Source organism: Acinetobacter sp. Tr-809 (assembly GCF_011753255.1).
Classification (GTDB): Bacteria; Pseudomonadota; Gammaproteobacteria; order Pseudomonadales; family Moraxellaceae; genus Acinetobacter.
Genome location: NZ_VWVZ01000011.1, coordinates 20430 through 39331 on the forward strand (window position 1 = coordinate 20430; position 18902 = coordinate 39331).

The following is an 18902-nucleotide window of genomic DNA, read 5'->3' on the forward strand; positions in this document are numbered from 1 at the left end:
CCACCTATAATTTTTTAAATCCATGTTAAAAGTTCAGCATCACGCGCTTTTAAATAATGATGCTCATTGAAACTGAGTAGTTGCAAACGACCATCCGTCCAACGCAACGTGGTAATACTGGCATTGGCAATCGACCAATTCAGTGCAAAAATCTGTTTGGGATTCAGTCCCAAAACCTGACCGACCGCCACCGAGATGACTCCACCTGAACTAAATACTACCGCCTGACGTGGTTGTGTGGCATCAATGTGCTGACATAAACCGTGCAAAGCACTTTCTACACGCGATTGAAAGCCTAACCATGTTTCATGATATTCATGGTCATATTGCTCTCCAATCCAGCGATCAATCGCGCCATCAAAGATTTTGGCGAGATAAGCACGTGGATTAGCCATCAATTCAGCATCCTGCTTCAATAGTTCAGGTTGATTAAAGCGTGGTTCGTATTGAGCAAACACCTGTTGATGATCAAACTCATTCCATGCTGACTCTGTTTGAATCGATGCATCCTGAAAACTTTGCGCTAAGGCCAGTTGTGCCGTTTGCTGATGACGCTGCATAGAACCCGCCACAATCAGTGGCACTTGCTTCAGAGTTTTTTTAAAAAAATCACCGACGGCCTGTGCCTGCTGTTCACCTTTGGCTGAAAGCTGATCATAACTTGCAGCACCAAATGAGGCTTGCCCATGCCGTACCAAATAAATTGTGGTCATCGTTTTAAAATATCCTGTAGTTTTGCCCCATATTCAGCAATCAATTGTCGTGCTTGTGGATTGTTTTGTGCAATCAGTTTTAAAGCCCGAATATGTAAGGCATGAATCATGATCCAAAAATCTTTAAAGGCTGGATTATCGGTTTGTTGATGGTAATAACGATAATAGATCTGTTGCGCAATCACCGCTAAGCGGAACAAACCAAACACTTCATAAAATGCCCAGTTGTCAGGCTTTAGACCTGTTTTTTCCAGATAATAATCGACCACCTGTTGCCGCGTCAGCATACCTTTTAAATTGGTCGGTTGACGACGGCTGGATTTCATCAAAGCATCATCATCCTCTTGAATCCAATAGGCGAGTGCACTACCTAGATCCATCAATGGATCACCGAGTGTTGCCATTTCCCAATCCAGCACCCCAATCACTTTAGTCGGTTGTTGTGGATCTAAAATGACATTATCAAAACGCCAGTCATTATGAATCACGCAAGTTTTAGCATCGGCAGGGATATGTTGCAGCAACCATTCACGCACAAAAGCAAAATCAGGCACATTTGGCGTCAGTGCTTTAGTGTAGCGCGCATCCCAGCCCTCAACCTGACGGCGGCAGTAGCCGTCGCCTTTGCCCAACTTTTCCATTGCTGTACCTTGATAAGGCACCTGATGTAGTTCTATCAATTTATCCAAAACATTTAGACACAGTTGCTGTACTTGCTGCTCATCCAGTTGTAATTCTTTGGGTAAATTGGCACGCGGAATAATCCCTTCGATCCGCTTCATCACATAGAAATCACAACCAATCACACTCTCGTCCTGACACAGCGCAATCATTTCAGGCAGGACCGGGTAGAACGGTGCAAGATGCTTCTGCACATTGTATTCACGCGCCATATCATGCGCTGATTTGGCTTTGGTACCTTTGGGTGGACGACGCAAGATAAGGTCTGTATTGTCATACCGCAAACGATAGGTCCAATTCGATGCACCCCCTGAATATTGGGTCACTTGTGCCTGTCCTTGCAGATCCACACCTTGTTTTTTTAACCAAGTTTCAACCGCTGCAATATCCAGTTCTTCACCGTGACGAACCTGACCACCAATATCAATTACTGCCATTTGCTTTTATCCTTATTAACGGCCATAGCCACGTTTTTTCAGTTCTAATTTGGCAATCATGCCTTTGTGAACCTCATCTGGTCCATCGGCCAAACGTAAACTACGCGCTTGATTGAAAAATGCAGTCAGTGGCGTATCCCGTGAAACACCTTCACCACCATGAATCTGAATCGCCATATCCACCACGTTTTGTAATACCGTCGGTGCAACCACTTTAATTGCAGAAATCTCTGTGAGTGCAGCCATATTGCCTAAGGTATCCATCTTATAAGCGGCATATAGCGTTAATAAGCGAGCTTGATCGATCTGCACACGTGCATCAGCCACACGTTCTAAATTACCGCCCAGTTTAAGAATTTCTTTACCAAAAGCTTTGCGTGACATGCCACGATCAATCATCAGCTCCAAGGCTTTTTCAGCAGCACCGATACAACGCATGCAATGATGAATACGTCCAGGCCCTAAACGACCTTGAGCAATTTCAAAACCCTGTCCAGCACCACCAATAAAATTGCTGACTGGGACACGTACATTGTCAAAACTGACCTGTCCATGCCCATGCGGCGCATCGTAATCGCCAAACACAGGCAACATTCTTTCTATCGTCAAACCTTGCGTTTCAATCGGAACCAGTACCATTGAATGTTGATGATGACGGTCTTTGTTAGGGTCAGGGGTATAGGCCATGAAAATAATCACTTTGGCATTCGGATCACCTAAGCCTGATGACCACCATTTACGGCCATTCAAGACGATCTCATCACCCTCAATCACGGCAGTGGCTTGCATATTGGTGGCATCACTGGACGCCACTGCAGGCTCCGTCATACAGAATACTGAACGGATTTCACCAGCGAGTAGGGGCTGTAGCCATTGCTGTTTTTGCGCCTCACTGCCATAGCGCCACAATACTTCCATATTGCCGCTATCTGGTGCATTACAGTTAAATACGGTGGGTGCAAGTAAGCTACGTCCGGTGAGCTCGGCAATATGTGCATATTCCTGAACCGATAAACCTGCACCAAGCTCAGCATCAGGCAAGAACATGTTCCATAAGCCAGCCGCTTTTGCCTTATCTTTCAATTGTTGTAATTGTTCAGGCCATTGCCATTTGGTCCAGTCACCATCAACATTGAGATGATGCACTTCATCCCAAAATGCTTTTTCAATCGGCTCAATTTCTTGTTGGATAAAGGCTTTTGTTCGTGTAATAAAATCCTGTGCGCGCTCAGATAATGCAAACATCATCAGTTCCCTCAATGTAAAATATGGCGAATATTGATTCGCAGCTTTACATCACCATAAGTGAAAATTTATTATGAATGAAATGATTTTATTTTATTCAAAACTATGAATCAGATTCATAATACCAATCCACTCGAAGTGGGTAATTTCCATCGCATTGATATTAATCTGTATCCGCTTTTTATTGCCATTTTTGAGCAAAACAGTATTTCAAAAGCAGCTCAATTACTCTGTATCAGCCAATCTGCTGTCAGCCATGCCTTACAGCGCTTAAGAACTCAATTAGGCGATGAGCTATTTGTCCGCAGCGGACAAAAGATGTTACCCACACCTTATGCTGAACAGATTTATCAGCCGATTCAAACTGCATTACTAACGATTCAGCGAATTGCAGTCCCTCAGCACGATTTTGTTCCGAATATGCTGCAAAATCTGAAAATTGCTATTCACGATGAAATTGAGCCGATTATTTTTCCTGAATTGGTCAATCATTTTGCCCAGCTGAACCTAAATATCCAGTTTTTGAGTTCTAAATTGGATCGTAAAAATATGCTGGCAGATCTCTCTGCGCAGCAAATTGATTTTGTGATTGATCTGGTACAACCACATCAAGATCATTTACAGTTTGAAAATCTGATTGAAGACCATTTTGTGGTCTGTACCCAACAACAAGACATGGATTTATCGCTGTATTTATCATCACCCCATATTGGGGTGTCATCACGGCGTACAGGTCTATTATTAGAAGATATTTATCTCAATCGACAACAACTGTCTCGACAAATTTTCCTACGTTGCCAGCATTATTCAACTGCATTACAAGTTTTGGCTCAATATCCAAATGCGATATTGACCATTCCGCAAAGTATCCTCAAACACCTACACTATGCTGAAAATCTGAATATTCACGCATTGCCCATCGAATTACCAAAAATCAATATGGGCATGTATTGGCATGAACACGTCAAACACAATCCTCGCCATCAATTTTTACGTGCTGAAATTCTAAAGATTTTTGCTTAAAACAAGCGAGTTTATCTTGTTTCTCGCTTGTTCTCGCAATCCCGTGCTTTGATTATTTACTGGATGCCATCTGCTCATCACTCCATTTCATCAAATACACTTTGGAAATGAGAAGACGAAGGATATAAATCACTGCCATCGCAAAAACGATATAACCAATATCGGCAAACAACAATGGAATCAAGAAGAGGATCAGAACTGTGACTGGATAAAGCCAACGTCGCCATCCTGATAAATAAAATGCCTCATAAAACAACCAAATATAGGTACTATAAATCGCCAAACAGGCAGCAATCAGCCATCCCATCATTTGACTGGAAATATGGGCATGTTGGGTTGAAACATCGACAGCGGCGGCTAATGCTGCACCTAATACCGCAATACTAATAAAGATAAAAAAATGACCATAGCCCCATAAAAAAGGCTGCACCCCACGACGTTGATGGTGATGATGGCTGCGGTCAAAGTAGACCCACCACATTGCAAACATCATCAAAAGACCACCAATGACTAAAAAGATTTCCTTAAAATTCACGTCATGATTGGAAAAAGCTTCCTGCGTTGCCGCAAAACTGCCAATGATGGATTCGCCCAATACGATGATGGTGAGTAATGCATAACGCTCAACAATATGATGTGGATGCCAAGGCGTTACTGCATGTTTTTCGGCATACAGGGGCACTACTAACTCAGCAACAACTAAAATGAGGAACAGCAAAGGGGTCATATGAATGGCGCTGAAATTTCCAATCAACCATCCCAGCTGCACCATGACAATCCCGATTGCATATCGATACGCTGTCACCTTTCGTACGGGATCATGTTTTGCGACACGTATCCATTGTGTCACTAAAGCCAAACGCATAATCACATAACCAATGATAATCACATCGAAATTATGTTCTTGGAAAACCGCGGGGATACCTGCCGCCATCACCAATGATCCAACAATTTGCACAAAGGTCAAACAGCGATACAGTGTGTCATCATTGTCATAGGCTGAAGCAAACCATGTGAAATTCATCCACGCCCACCACAAGGCAAAAAACACCATAAAATAGGTCGGCATAGCGTGCCATAAATGACCTTCAATGATTGCGTGATGAAGTTGCTGTCCTGCGGTTGCAATTGCCACTACAAAAATCAGGTCAAATAACAGTTCTAAAGGTGTAGCCGCACGATGGGCTTCTTCAGGATCACGGGGAACAAATAATTTTCGTGTTTTATTTTGATTTTTTTCAGCACTCATCTCTTATTCTCGGAATAATACCTTAAAGGTTAACTTAATCGATCTTCATGAATTTACCTATCACCTCGATCATAAAAATGCTTAAAATTTATGCATTGAAAATTTGCTTAAATCGATTATTTATGTAATTCTATGCTCATCTTTGGATAGCATTATCCATACAGAATTTGACAAGGGGAGTAGCCTCCTCCAAACCTAAGTCACAAACAGCTTAGGTGTCAGAGTTTCGTCATTACACTTTGCAAAAAGTCGGACTCTGAGCATCACGATCAATCGTGATGTAGGCAAGACCTTGATCATGTTGAAACAGGTGTATTAATTCATCTGGCAACTGGTCAAGGTTTTTTTATGTCCATTTGCCAGATAGGGAGTTGTGATGGAAACTATCGGTAATTTATGGCTATATGTCGTGTTCTTCGGCCTCGTCACAGTCATGCTGCTGATCGACTTTTTAGGCTTTAAACAAAAACAAGACCAAGATGTTCCTATTCGACAAGCAGCTTACTGGAGCATTGCGTGGGTGACAGTCGCAACGATCTTTGGTGGTGGTTTATGGTTCTACCTACAACAAACCGTAGGAGCAACCATTGCGAACCAAAAAACCATGGAATACTTTGCAGGTTATCTACTGGAAAAATCGCTGGCAATTGATAACGTCTTTGTCTGGCTGATGATTTTCGCAGCGTTTGCGATTCCACCTGCATTTCAACGTAAAATCCTGCTTTATGGTGTATTGGGCGCGATCATCCTAAGAACCATCTTTATCTTTATTGGTGCTTGGTTCGTACAAGAGTTCTCTTGGGTGCTGTATATCTTCGGTGCGTTCTTGGTCTACACGGGCTTTAAGTTCCTGAAAGGACAAGATGAAGAAGACACCAATATTGAAGATATCAAGCTGTTGAAATGGTTACGCAAACACATGCGTATCACACCACAACTGCATGGTAATAACTTCTTCGTTCGTCAGAACGGTGTGTTGTGGGCAACGCCATTATTCTTAGTCTTGATATTGGTTGAAGCATCTGATGTTATTTTCGCGGTAGATTCTATTCCTGCGATTTTCGCTGTTACCAGTGATCCGTTCATTGTCTTAACTGCAAACTTAATGGCAATTTTAGGCTTACGTGCAATGTTCTTCTTGTTGGCAGGTGCTGCAAGTAAAATGCATTACTTACCATATGGCTTAGGCATTATCTTATTGTTCATTGGTGCGAAAATGTTATTGCTCGATGTATTCCATATGCCAATCTGGATCTCATTAGGCTTTATCGTACTGGTATTAAGCATTACCGCTTATCTATCTTTACGTCATAATAAAAATCAAGTTCAATAAGCAACTTAATATAAAAAGGGTCTTCAATTGAAGACCCTTTTTTATGCAGACCAGTTCAGATTTTGGGCTTGATTGGAGGATCAACCAATTGCAATTTTGGCCATTGCTGTAACCATTGTTTAGCCGCAACACGATCTTTAAAAGTCGCATAACTCACCAGTGCTGGATTCCAGCGCAGTTTTAATTCAAATAAATCCTGCAAACCAAACGGTGCAATCAATTCCAGCTCTCCTGATACATTTAAGCGTACCGCAATAGCTGTTGCTGTATCGGGCCATAGCAATAAGGCGTGTTCAATCGATGCTAAAGGCTGAATCCTTTCACCATTTTCTTTGCAATACCATGTGTGTACCAAAGCTTGATTGACCACATCCCATTGTTGTTCAGGAAAAAGCCTTGCTAATTCTTGCTGTAATGTGCTTTGTCTGTTGTGATTTATTTCCAATGCATGATGGTAAATCACATCAATATCGCTATTGTTCAGTTCAAAAGATTGACCATGTAAATAGGTCCACACCATATTTCGAAGCACACCCGCGCTTAAATAGGCTTGCGGATGTGAATGAGATAATGTCTGCAATATTGTAAACAGTACAGAGGTGTGAGTAATCAACTCGAAAAGGATCGATTGATAATACTCATGTGTATTTTTCATGCTTCGATCAGCTGCATATATTTATTGAATCCACACATAATCATGCCTGAGTACTCTGTACTTTGAAACCGTAGATCAATATGATATGTCGGCTTTCCTAATCAGAAACATAATAAGACAAGGGCTGTTCGCACATTGCTATCGAACATGTCCATTAAAATGAGTGGGGTCTCATGCGTTCTAAAAAAATTAACCTAGTCGTCGTACCATTATTATTAACAGCATGTAGCCATAATGATGGACCATTGGTACAAGATGTTTATAACAACCAATACGACTGCGCTACAGACTGGAATACCGAAACCTGCGAGGAAGAAAATAGCTCAGGGAGTGGAGGTTCAAGTGCTGGTGTTCGTTATTATGGTGGCTTTGGTTCAGGTCGCTATCTAGGACCACAATACTATCAAAATAACCGCGAAGTTTCTTTCCGTGGCAATAACTTACGCCCACGTACCAATCTCAGTGTGGGACAACCTTCCATTTCTACCACAGCCAAAAGTTCTTCAGCTTCTTCCCCAATTCGTGGCGGCTTTGGTCGCGGTGGCTTTTCCTTTGGTGGTTAACTCCAAAAACTGATATACAAGATGAAAAGAAAAATACTGACTCCACGCACAGACTGGCAGATTGAACACCAAAATATTGGCTTTGATTATTTTAATTTACCTTCGCTCGATGGTTCGATCTATTGGTCTGAAGGCATTGCTTATGAATTTAGCTTAAAGCAAATTGAACAGCTTGAAGATGCTGCCAATGAATTACATCAAATGTGCTTATCGGTTGTAGGCGATCTGATTCAGCGCGGTAATTATCCCGATTATTTTCAGATTCCACATGCAGCAATCGCACATATTGAACAATCATGGCAGCAAAATGCACCCATGCTCTATGGACGTTTTGACTTCGCTTATGATGGCCGCAACATCAAAATGCTGGAATACAATGCCGATACCCCAACGGGTTTACTCGAAGCCTCTGTAGCGCAATGGCTTTGGATCGAACAAGTTTCAGGTATTCCCAATCGAGATCAGTTTAATAGTATCCATGAAGACCTGATCAAACGTTGGAAAACCATTCTGCCACGTGGCAGCCACGTCCATTTTGCTGCATGTCAGGAAGCAGGCCGTGAGGATTGGGGCAATCTAGAATATTTAATGGATACTGCCTTTCAAGCCCATTTACAGGTCTCTGAACTTTCAATGGAGAATATTGGATGGAATGGGCAAGGTTTTGTTGATTTAAACAACCATCCTATTCACAACCTATTTAAGCTTTATCCATGGGAATGGATTTGGGAAGAATCTTTCTCCCAATACCTCAACCCTCACACACAATGGATTGAACCCTGCTGGAAAATGTTGCTCTCCAATAAAGCGATTTTAGTCGAACTCTGGAAACGCTATCCAAATCATCCGTTATTGGTCGAGACACACCAGTTTGACCCACAGCAAACCTTGTCTGGTAAATGGGTGAAAAAGCCAATTTTAGCAAGGGAAGGGGCAAATATTCGGGTGTTGCAAGATGGCCAAGATCAAGGTGCTGCTTCGGGAAGCTTTTATTTTGAAGACTATGATAAATACGGCTATGTGGTGCAAAAATGGGTAGATACACCATCATTTTCGGGTCAATTACCGACGCTAGGCTTATGGATGGTTGGACACCAATGTGCGGGGATGTCAATTCGAGAAGACTGCTATGACATCATTGGCAATGATGCCCATTTTGCCGCACATTATTTTGTGGAATAAAATATTTATTTCACAGTAACTTAGATTATTACAGTTGAGTCATCAGGTGAACGAAAAATATAAATGGATACTACTGAAAGGTGGTTTAGGCTTTGGACCTTCTTTTGCTTTTCTTTATTATTTCTTACAAGTACATATTAGAAATAATACGGTTCCATTCGGTTCTATCACAGCTTTGCTTGTCATCAGCATCCTACTAGGCTTGGCTTGGGGAGCAGCGATGTACAATATGCTAGGTAAACAGAAATCTTGATTCTTTTTTCACAAGGATTTACTAAAATGTAAATCCTTGGAAATTTGTCGCTCCAATTAAACGTCCAAAAAAGGAACATACCCCCAATATATATCTCCTTGATATTCATTTATATCAACCAGTTGAGTACAGTAACTGGTATATACCTCTAAATGAGCTGGACGATGTTCAAAATCAGCCCAACCTAAAAAAACACGACCCTTTTTATCAGTAGAATTTTCTTTGGGAAGATAAAAATACAAGAGCTTGCCATCAAGCTGTACATCATTTTCCCATTGGAAAAATGCTAGTTCATCAACATCAAACTGTTCTTTTGCAAGAATTTTATAACAGAGAATTTGATGCTCATCCTCATCAAAAGCCACAAGTTCTTCTGATAAAACATCTTTGGAATGATAGCTCAGAAAAGTCTCATTTTTAGCGGCATTGATGTCATCCACAATACACTCTATCAGCGCGAAGCTTTGCCTTAGCTTGCCCTCAGCATCGATATATTCAAATAATATCCATGCAGTTGCAAATTGCTGTTTCATTTCTTCCAGTAAAACAGCAGTATTGTGAAAAACGTTAAATCCATGCTTGAATGCGAGTTGAACCTTGGACATATTGATCTATTAACGGCAGTCTGCAACGAATATCTGATGTAGTTTCAATGTTATTGATAGCATCAAATGCTGGTTTAAATATTGACCTATAACTTAAATCGTATGTGCTGCCACACGTTTCATATACGCAGCCAAGCGAGTAAAAAACAAGATTTGCAGAAAAATCGTAAAAGCCGAAATACACCACTCATACCACATCTCAAATGCAGTCTGTGCTAAAGCAAAATATTGATAAATCGCCAACAGCACAACACCAAATACAATGCCCGCCACCGTCGTCTGCATTAAAATCGGAAAGGATAACGCTGTGATCCGATTCAAGAAATGAATACCTTGATCACCACCATTGGCCTGATACGTACGTTGGATCCCAAGAACCATAATCACAAGGGTTAAAGCAGCTTCAATACCAATCACACGGACATCATAATAAGGCGAATACATACCGTAGTAGTACACCACACTGACCACCAATGCCGCCGCAAGATAATAATTCTTATAATGTTGTTTACTTAAAGTATCTTCAGCCAACTCATGTGCCAAAGCTTTGGTATTCCAATAATACATGTGTATTTTTCTCAAGAAGTATCATTATTGCTGACAATTTACTCATTTCCACTCAAAAGTAAAGTGAATTGATTCAATCCATTACTCACATTTATACACGCTTTAGTGGCTTTAATTAGGCGATTAATCCAGTAAGTTCGACAAAATCGGGTACAATCAATCGAAAAAAGTAAAATTGTAGGTTGTTATGACTTTGGCTACTCCAATCACGGTGATTCGTGGTCGCTTCTTAGATATTCAAAAAACCGTTTCTCAGGCTGCAGAAATTGCCGACCAAGTTCGCTATATCGAAGATGGTGTGCTCATCACTGAACAAGGTAAAATTCGCTGGTTTGGCACTTGGAACGATGCTCAAGCCTATCTGCCTACAAACGTTGAAATTCAGCATTATCCAGAGCAATTGATCATTCCAGGAATGATTGATACGCATATTCACTTTCCACAAACCGAGATGGTGGGTGCCTACGGCGAACAATTGCTCAGCTGGTTAAATACCTATACCTTCCCAACTGAAATCCAATTCAAAGACAAAGCTTACGCGCAAGAAATTGCCAAGTTTTTTGTCAATGAACTACTGAAAAATGGGACCACCACGGCACTGGTATTTTGCACCGTGCATCCAGAGTCTGTTGATGCCCTATTTGAAGCTGCAGAACAGCACCAGATGCGCTTAATTGCAGGTAAAGTGATGATGGATCGTCATGCTCCAGAAGCACTGTGTGATACCGCAGAGAGCGCTTATGATAACTCTAAAGCACTGATTGAGAAATGGCATGGTCAAGGTCGTGCGTTATATGCGATTACGCCACGTTTTGCTCCGACATCTACACCTGAACAACTCGAAAAAGCAGGACAGCTCAAAGCACAATTCCCAGATGTGTATGTACATACCCATTTAAGCGAAAACAAAGATGAAATTGCATGGGCTAAAGACTTATTCCCTGAGCAAAAGGGTTATTTAGATGTTTATCATCATTATGGTTTAACTGGCCAACGCTCGGTGTTCGCACACTGTGTACATTTGGAAGATGCTGAATGGAAATGTATGCATGACACAGACTCTGCGATTGCTTTCTGTCCAACCTCAAACCTATTCTTGGGTAGTGGTTTATTTCCATTGAACAAAACTTGGGAACAGCAAGTTAAAGTCGGCTTGGGCACAGATGTTGGGGCAGGGACCTCGTTTAGCCTGTTACAAACCGTCAATGAAGCCTACAAAGTACAACAGTTACAAGGTGATAAGCTCTCTGCTTTTGAATCGCTTTACCATGCGACATTGGGTGGAGCAAAAGCCTTGGATCTCGATGATAAACTCGGTAACTTCAACGTCGGTAAAGAAGCTGATTTTGTCGTATTGAATCTGAAAGCTACGGCGTTGCAGCAACTACGTCAGTCACGCTCAAAGTCGATTGATGACAGCCTATTCGCCTTATTCACTATGGGTGATGATCGAAATATTGAGGCAACTTATATTTATGGACAAAAAGCCTATAGCCAAAGCTAAACCTTTAAACAAACAAAGACTTGGGTGGATCATATTGGCCATCGGTTGCGCTGTTCTGTTAAAACGTGACAGTCGCTTATCTCAAAATGATACATATTCTTCATCATCAAAAGGTGCATGAAATGTGATTTTGTTTTAAAATTCCCACATTAGCTCAAGTTTTCGAGGTGTTGCAGGTCAACACCTTTTTTATTTTTCCAATTTTTAAAGTGTTAGGAATCTACCGATGACCATTGCAATGCGCATTATGATTTCAAGTGAAGAGATTCAAGCTAAAGTGAAAGAACTTGGCGAAAAAATCAATGCACACTATGCTCAAAGTGATAAAGAACTGGTATTGATTGGCTTATTGCGTGGGTCAGTTATTTTTATGGCAGACTTATGCCGTGCAATTGAAAAGCCACACGAACTCGATTTTATGACTGTTTCTAGTTACGTCAATGGCACGACTATTTCATCACGTGACGTCAAAATCCTCAAAGATCTTGATGGTGAAATTCACGGTAAAGATGTACTTGTGGTTGAAGATATTATCGACTCAGGTAACACTTTAAGCAAAGTGGTAGAGATGCTTAAAACCCGTAATCCAAACTCAATTGAACTCTGTACATTAGTAAGCAAACCATCACGCCGTGAAATTCCTTTAGAAGTAAAATTCTTAGGTTTTGAAGTCGAAGACCGTTTTATTGTAGGTTATGGTTTAGATTTTGATCAAAAGTATCGCCATCTGCCTTTTATCGGTGAGATTGGTCTTTAATTTATAAACAACATCGTTGATATTTCTTCGCTGCTTATAACGTATGTAATGGGCTGAATATCGCTCTTACTTTAGGTGCTTTCGGGCACCTTTTTTATTGGCTAATATTAAACAAACCCTGCTAAAGAATGCACAAAAATACGACATAACTAGGCAATCCACTACAGACAAAGTAAGCCTAAATCAAGCAGGATATTAAGAAATACTGCTGATAAAACAAGGAGAAAAGATAATGTGGTCTCTAATTGTAGCGATTGTTGTTGGTTTTTTTGCTGGTTTAATTGCACGGGCATTACACCCGGGCGATGACAAAGCTGGTTTTATTGTAACGACCTTATTAGGTATCGCAGGTTCATTACTCGCTACTTATGGCGGTCGCTTACTGGGCTTATATGCTGAGAATTCGGCAGCAGGTTTTATTGCTTCCGTACTTGGTGCTGTGATTATTTTATTTATTTATAAATTGGTCACTAAAAAAAGCTAAACCGTTCAAGGCTCCCAATTCATTTTTAGCAATGAATTGGGAGTTGTTCTTCATAAATCTATAGGCCTAATTCTTTCCAAATCATTTGAATTTCTTCAGCACTACGTCCGCCCACCATTTTTAAACCATTTCCAAAGATCAAAGTAGGCGTCCCGTCAACCCCAAGTTTACGTCCTAACTCAAGGTTACGTTCAATTGGATTGGCACAGCTTTTTTCTTTAGGCTGCACATTTTTCTGCAACAAATTTTTCCAGGCATAAGCTTGGTTGGTATCACACCAAACGGACTTTGAAACCGCGATCGATTGTGCTTTTAAAGGATACATAAAGGTATAAATCGTGACATCATTCAGCTTATCCAGTTCCTCTTCTAGTTTTTTACAATATGGACAATTGGGGTCTGAAAATACTGCTAGTTCACGCTTTCCAGTGCCTTTGACGGTTTTAATCGCATCTTTAAAAGGTAGCTGTTTCCATTCAATTGAGTTTTGCTTGAGGACTAAGTCCTTGGTGAGATTCTTTTGATCTTTTAGACGGACCATTGAACCCACAAACATGTGTTGTGCGTTTTCATCCAAGTAAATAATCTGATTATCTAAACTAGCGCTGTACAGACCAGCCATCTCTGTGGCTTGGATATTGGTCACTTGAATATTGGGATATTGCTTATTTAAATTGCTTTTTAAGCTTTCTACGTTGGCAAAACTCATTGCAGAAATGCAACTGAGTAATGAGAACATCCCAATTTTTTTTAACATGACAGACACTCAACTTTAAAATCAGCGGCTATTGTAATCAGTCGAATCATTACAAACAGCTTAGCTTACTCAGCAACAACCAAAACCCAACCAACACTAGCGATGTTTCACGTGGAACATCGATTAATGCTGTCAAATTACGTTAAAAATCACTGAGCCGATGATCTATTGCGTAAAAACAAGACAATTTTCACACATCATATTGATAATTATTTAATAATTTTAACAAGTATATAGATCAATACATGGCTTTTTGGAATAATTCAGCCCACTGACTAAGTCGTGATCATTAGACTTGATTGCATAGCAGATGGTCCATTGCTGTTTTCATTTTAAAGCAATAGGTCTATGTTTATCTTCTTGGATTATCTGAGTCAGTACTGAACACCGTTTCATTTAAAAAGGTTAGGTAAATCAATGTATAATGCGGAATTATTAGAAGAAGCTAAAACCTTTATGTTCCATATGCTCAGCAAAGTAGTGGAATATGAGGGATCAGATTTATTTATCACAGCAGATTTCCCACCAAGCATTAAGCTACAAGGCCTAATGCGACCTTTAGGGCAACAAACCTTAACCGCAGACAAAACCAAGCTATTTGCCTATAGTTTAATGAATGAAAAACAACGCCAAGAATTTGAAACAGAATGGGAATGCAATTTTGCGATTAATGTGCCCAATGTTTCCCGTTTTCGGGTTAATGTATTTAAACAACAGCTGCAAATTGGCATGGTTATTCGTACCATTACCTCAGAAATTCCAACCTTTCAAAAATTAAAACTACCAGAATCATTAAAAAATGTGATTATGGAAAAGCGTGGCTTGGTTTTGGTTGTTGGAGGAACGGGTTCAGGTAAATCGACCTCATTAGCTGCCATGATTGACCATCGTAATGAAAACTCAGCAGGGCATATCATTACCGTTGAAGATCCAGTGGAATATGTGCATAAACATAAAAAATCGATGATTACCCATCGTGAAGTGGGGGTTGATTGCCATTCATGGCAACATGCCTTGAAAAACACGCTACGTCAGGCGCCTGATGTGATTCTGATTGGTGAAATCCGTGATACTGAAACCATGGAACACGCGATTGCCTTTGCCGAAACAGGTCATCTTTGCTTAGGCACATTACACGCCAACAATGCCAACCAAGCCTTGGATCGAATTATTAACTTTTTCCCAGAAGAGCGTCGCAATCAGTTACTGATGGATCTTTCATCCAATATGAAAGCGATTATTTCGCAGCGTTTGGTACGCACCCAAGATGGTAAAGGACGTCGTGCCGCAATTGAAATTTTGTTAAATACTCCATTAGTTGCAGACAACATTCTTAAAGGGCAGTTCCATGCACTGAAAGAGCTTATGAGCAAATCGCGCGAACTCGGCATGCAGACCTTCGACCAAGCTTTATTTGAGCTGTATAACGAAGGCGCGATTAGCTACGATGAGGCTTTACGCAATGCAGATTCAGTCAATGAATTGCGCTTACAGATCAAGCTAAAAAGTACTCGCCAAGAAGGCGCGCCCGTTGCGATGATGACTGCGTTAAATGTGGTACAAGAAGAAAAGCCAGAAGACGAACAACAAACTGAAGATCAGTGATAGAAAAAATGGCTTGGATTAAAATACAATCCAAGCCATTAATATTTGATTTAATTCATTATTTTCCAATACAGAATGAACCAAAAATCTTACCAAGCAAGTCATCGGCACTAAAATCACCAGTAATTTCACCCAGTGCATTCTGAGCCAGACGCAGTGATTCAGCCACCAATTCACCCGCATTAAACACAACGAGTTGCTCACGTGCTTCTGCTAGATAGCGCTGAGTGCGCTTCATTGCGTCTAAATGACGCGTTCGGGCAATAAAGGTATCTTCTTCGGGTTGGAAGCCAGCATGCGCTGTAATCGCCTCTATGAGCGCTTGAACCCCCATATCCTGTTTTGCAGAAACACTGATATGACGGAAGCCCTGATAATCGCTTAACGTAGCATCTTGACCCGTTAAATCGCATTTATTGCCAATCAATAACAAACGTTTTGGCTCAAGATGCTCTGCAAAATATTCATGTGCCAATTGCAAAGGTTCATCACCTTGATTTAAGTCATAGACCAACAGCAATAAATCTGCCTGTTCAATTTCCTTGATCGCACGACGAATCCCTTCTTGCTCCACGATATCCCCAGTTTCACGCAAACCAGCGGTATCAGTTAAGGTGATCGGCAAGCCATTGAGGCTGATCTTTTCATGCAACACATCACGGGTAGTCCCCGCAATATCGGTCACAATGGCACGCTCATGACCTGCAAGCGCGTTTAATAGGCTAGATTTACCGGCATTCGGCTTACCAGCAATCACCACCTGTAACCCTTCGCGTAGCAATTGGCCTTGACGTGCAGACTGCTGTACCGCTTGAACGGAGTCTTGTACATCATCCAGCAAGGCTAAAATTTTACCATCGGCAAGAAAATCAATTTCTTCTTCTGGAAAATCAATCGCGGCTTCAACATGCAGACGTAAGTGAATCAACTTTTCTAAAACGGTATTAATCTTGGTGGAAAAAGCACCTTGTAAAGAACGAACTGCCGAACGAGCAGCAGCTTGTGATGTCGCATCAATCAAATCGGCAATCGCTTCGGCCTGAACCAGATCCATTTTGCCATTTTCAAAAGCACGCATGGAAAATTCACCCGCTTTTGCAGCAGTAGCGCCTAAATCAAGTAAGCGTGCCAGCAAAGCATTTTGAATGACTGGACCACCATGTCCCTGTAATTCCACCACATCTTCACCAGTAAACGAGTGAGGATTTGGAAAACATAATACAATGCCTTCATCCATCACAGAGCCATCAGCATCACAAAACTGACGAAAACCAGCCATGCGTGCAGCAGGAAGTTTTTTCTGGGTCAGTTGCTCCGCTATTGCATAGGCTTTCGGTCCAGAGAGTCGAATCACCCCCACACCACCACGACCTAATGGGGTAGCAATCGCAGCAATAGTGGTTTGATGTTGCATGTTAAATTCACCTAAAACGAGCGGGTTATGGAATTGCTAACCCTAAATACAGCCAAAGAAAAATCCGCCTAAGATTACCATCTTAAGCGGATTTATTCAGTAAAAGTTCGAACTTAAGCGCTCGGCTCAACCTTGTTGAGACGGTCTTTTTCGACACCTTTGTTAATAAACCATTGCTGCAAAATGGTAATACTGTTGTTGACGATCCAGTAAAGTACTAAGCCTGCTGGGAAGAACAACATGAATACCGTAAACATGATTGGCATGATACGGAATACTTTTGCCTGCATAGGATCAGTTGGCTGTGGGTTCAACATTTGCTGAACAAACATAGTCACACCCATGATCAACGGCAGGATGAACCATGGATCCATCGCAGATAAGTCTTGAATCCAACCTAACCATGGTGCATGACGGAGTTCAACAGATTCCATCAATACCCAGTACAACGCTAAGAAAATTGGCATTTGTAATAGCAATGGCAAGCAACCAGACAATGGGTTAACTTGTTCACGCTTATAAAGTGCCATCATTTCTTGAGAGAAACGCATGCGGTCTTCGCCAAATTCTTCTTTCATGCGTTGCATTTCTGGTGCAATCACACGCATTTTCGCCATCGAACGATAACTTTTTGAAGAAAGTGGCCATAAAATCAACTTCACTAAGATCGTCAATAAGATAATTGACCAGCCCCAGTTACCGATAATGTTATGGAAAAATTGCAAGCCCAAGAACAATAATTTAGCAATTGGCCATAACCAACCATAATCCACAGTTTGGTTTAAACCAGCAGCTAAGTCTTTGAGTTCAGATTGGATTTTTGGACCTGAATACAGTTTAGCATCCACTTCCATTGACGTACCTGCAGGTACATTGATCACTGGAGAGGTGAAGCCCATGATATTCATGCCGTCCGTAGACTGACGTGACTCTAATTTTGCATTATATGGCTGACCATCGGCCTGAGTAAGTTTTAAGTTCCCAGGAATCCATGCGCTCACAAAATAATGCTGAACCATGGCAACCCAGCCGCCTTTGGCTTCAACATTTAATTTTTCATCATTAAAATTGGCGAACTTCAACTTGTTATAATGTGCTTCTGGTGTACCCCAAGCACCACCAAGATAGGTTCCCAAGGTGAAAATACCTTGTGAAGACTTGCCTGGGTCATCCGAATTATCACGCTTTAACTGACCAAACATTTGACCTTGCCAGTTTTGCTGACTACGGTTAACGACTTGGTGTTTAACGGTAATTGGATAATCGCCTTGCGTGAAGGTGAACGATTTGATCACTTCCACACCTTCAGGTGTTTTAAATACCAACGGCACAGTCAACACTTGCTGTGTTTTACCATCTTTCGACGCAACGCTTTTCGCATCTGCCAAGGTATATGCTGTTTTTTCAACATCATACATTGGACGACCGCCACGGCTGCTATCCGGTCCATTTAAACCAATTAAACCAGATTGAGCGACGTAGGTACGTTTCGCATCACTTTCCAGCATGACAAACGGTTTATCACTGTCTTTGCTTTCATCATGGCTTAACAATTCAATACGGACGATATCACCACCTTTTGGATTGATCCAAAGATGATAAAGATCAGTTTGTACTGAAATCAGTTGCTGACTCACAGATGTATTATGTTCTGTGGCTTGTGATGCAGTCACATTTGCTTGTGGCACGTCTGAAGCCGCTGTTGCATTTTGAGCATTTGGCAAATCTGCAGATACTTCATGTGCAGTCACAGCAGCCGCTTGTTGTTGCGGTGCTGGTGCAGCATGACCATAATCTTTTTGCCAAGCCAAAATAAGCAAATATGCGGTAACAAACATGGCTCCAAGAATTGCAAATCTGGCCCATTGTTGCATA

19 protein-coding genes are annotated in these 18902 nt (G+C 41.2%); 9 read left to right on the top strand and 10 right to left on the bottom strand.

The annotated features are described in order from the left end of the window. Positions 1-14: 14 nt before the first annotated feature. Genes F3J02_RS18125 through F3J02_RS18135 form a run of 3 tightly spaced genes read right to left on the bottom strand, consistent with a single transcriptional unit; the run spans position 15 to position 3076 of the window. Entirely contained in the window at positions 15-713 is a 699-nt protein-coding gene (locus F3J02_RS18125; RefSeq protein ID WP_167251547.1) for a histidine phosphatase family protein, read from the bottom strand. Next, positions 710-1831: a phosphotransferase family protein gene (locus F3J02_RS18130; RefSeq protein WP_167251549.1), complete on the bottom strand. Its 1122-nt coding sequence runs from the start codon at positions 1829-1831 to the stop codon at positions 710-712. The genes F3J02_RS18125 and F3J02_RS18130 overlap by 4 nt, the downstream gene beginning before the upstream one ends. Positions 1832-1846: 15 nt before the next feature. After that, positions 1847-3076 (bottom strand): acyl-CoA dehydrogenase family protein, encoded by a 1230-nt coding sequence (locus tag F3J02_RS18135; RefSeq protein ID WP_167251551.1) that lies wholly within the window; start codon positions 3074-3076, stop codon positions 1847-1849. A gap of 105 nt (positions 3077-3181) precedes the next feature. Here F3J02_RS18135 and F3J02_RS18140 point away from each other — a divergent pair, with 105 nt between their 5' ends. Beyond that, positions 3182-4099 (top strand): LysR family transcriptional regulator, encoded by a 918-nt coding sequence (locus tag F3J02_RS18140; RefSeq protein WP_167251553.1) that lies wholly within the window; start codon positions 3182-3184, stop codon positions 4097-4099. A gap of 52 nt (positions 4100-4151) precedes the next feature. On the opposite strand, the gene F3J02_RS18145 is transcribed toward F3J02_RS18140, so the two are convergent. Continuing rightward, the gene (locus F3J02_RS18145) at positions 4152-5348 is read right to left on the bottom strand and encodes a low temperature requirement protein A (protein ID WP_167251555.1); all 1197 of its coding nucleotides are present in this window, start codon (positions 5346-5348) and stop codon (positions 4152-4154) included. Between the two features lie 376 nt (positions 5349-5724). Between F3J02_RS18145 and F3J02_RS18150 the strand changes: the two genes are divergently transcribed. Next, positions 5725-6681 (top strand): TerC family protein, encoded by a 957-nt coding sequence (locus tag F3J02_RS18150; RefSeq protein WP_167251557.1) that lies wholly within the window; start codon positions 5725-5727, stop codon positions 6679-6681. Positions 6682-6736: 55 nt separating this feature from the next. On the opposite strand, the gene F3J02_RS18155 is transcribed toward F3J02_RS18150, so the two are convergent. Continuing rightward, positions 6737-7336 (bottom strand): nucleotidyltransferase family protein, encoded by a 600-nt coding sequence (locus tag F3J02_RS18155; RefSeq protein WP_167251559.1) that lies wholly within the window; start codon positions 7334-7336, stop codon positions 6737-6739. Positions 7337-7509: 173 nt separating this feature from the next. Between F3J02_RS18155 and F3J02_RS18160 the strand changes: the two genes are divergently transcribed. Genes F3J02_RS18160 through F3J02_RS18170 form a run of 3 tightly spaced genes read left to right on the top strand, consistent with a single transcriptional unit; the run spans position 7510 to position 9334 of the window. Beyond that, the gene (locus F3J02_RS18160) at positions 7510-7899 is read left to right on the top strand and encodes a hypothetical protein (protein ID WP_167251561.1); all 390 of its coding nucleotides are present in this window, start codon (positions 7510-7512) and stop codon (positions 7897-7899) included. A 21-nt stretch (positions 7900-7920) separates the two neighbouring features. Continuing rightward, a complete protein-coding gene (locus F3J02_RS18165) occupies positions 7921-9081 on the top strand; it encodes a glutathionylspermidine synthase family protein (protein ID WP_167251563.1) in 1161 nt (386 codons plus the stop codon). 46 nt (positions 9082-9127) lie between these two features. Further along, on the top strand, positions 9128-9334 hold the full coding sequence (locus tag F3J02_RS18170) for a hypothetical protein (RefSeq protein WP_167251565.1): 207 nt from the start codon (positions 9128-9130) through the stop codon (positions 9332-9334). 56 nt (positions 9335-9390) lie between these two features. Here the strand turns inward: F3J02_RS18170 and F3J02_RS18175 are convergent, their stop codons facing one another. Then, positions 9391-9939: a hypothetical protein gene (locus tag F3J02_RS18175; RefSeq protein WP_167251567.1), complete on the bottom strand. Its 549-nt coding sequence runs from the start codon at positions 9937-9939 to the stop codon at positions 9391-9393. A 93-nt stretch (positions 9940-10032) separates the two neighbouring features. Beyond that, positions 10033-10506 (bottom strand): hypothetical protein, encoded by a 474-nt coding sequence (locus F3J02_RS18180; RefSeq protein ID WP_167251569.1) that lies wholly within the window; start codon positions 10504-10506, stop codon positions 10033-10035. Between the two features lie 187 nt (positions 10507-10693). Between F3J02_RS18180 and guaD the strand changes: the two genes are divergently transcribed. From guaD to F3J02_RS18195, 3 genes are all read left to right on the top strand, one after another. Beyond that, the gene (gene guaD / locus F3J02_RS18185) at positions 10694-12010 is read left to right on the top strand and encodes a guanine deaminase (protein ID WP_167251571.1); all 1317 of its coding nucleotides are present in this window, start codon (positions 10694-10696) and stop codon (positions 12008-12010) included. Between the two features lie 226 nt (positions 12011-12236). After that, entirely contained in the window at positions 12237-12767 is a 531-nt protein-coding gene (gene hpt, locus F3J02_RS18190) for a hypoxanthine phosphoribosyltransferase (RefSeq protein ID WP_005146279.1), read from the top strand. Positions 12768-12999: 232 nt separating this feature from the next. Beyond that, positions 13000-13251, top strand: coding sequence for a GlsB/YeaQ/YmgE family stress response membrane protein (locus F3J02_RS18195; protein ID WP_167251573.1), 252 nt, complete (start codon positions 13000-13002; stop codon positions 13249-13251). Between the two features lie 58 nt (positions 13252-13309). Here F3J02_RS18195 and F3J02_RS18200 read toward each other — a convergent pair whose 3' ends face one another. Beyond that, the gene (locus F3J02_RS18200; RefSeq protein WP_167251575.1) at positions 13310-14008 is read right to left on the bottom strand and encodes a DsbC family protein; all 699 of its coding nucleotides are present in this window, start codon (positions 14006-14008) and stop codon (positions 13310-13312) included. A 417-nt stretch (positions 14009-14425) separates the two neighbouring features. Here F3J02_RS18200 and F3J02_RS18205 point away from each other — a divergent pair, with 417 nt between their 5' ends. Next, positions 14426-15613 carry a PilT/PilU family type 4a pilus ATPase gene (locus F3J02_RS18205; RefSeq protein ID WP_167251577.1) on the top strand — a complete coding sequence of 396 codons (1188 nt, stop codon included), beginning with the start codon at positions 14426-14428 and terminating at the stop codon, positions 15611-15613. Between the two features lie 58 nt (positions 15614-15671). Here the strand turns inward: F3J02_RS18205 and mnmE are convergent, their stop codons facing one another. Both mnmE and yidC read right to left on the bottom strand, forming a co-directional pair. Further along, positions 15672-17027: a tRNA uridine-5-carboxymethylaminomethyl(34) synthesis GTPase MnmE gene (gene mnmE, locus F3J02_RS18210; protein WP_167251579.1), complete on the bottom strand. Its 1356-nt coding sequence runs from the start codon at positions 17025-17027 to the stop codon at positions 15672-15674. A 113-nt stretch (positions 17028-17140) separates the two neighbouring features. After that, complete coding sequence (gene yidC, locus F3J02_RS18215) at positions 17141-18901, bottom strand: membrane protein insertase YidC (RefSeq protein WP_167251581.1); 1761 nt, start codon at positions 18899-18901, stop codon at positions 17141-17143. Position 18902 lies beyond the last annotated feature (1 nt).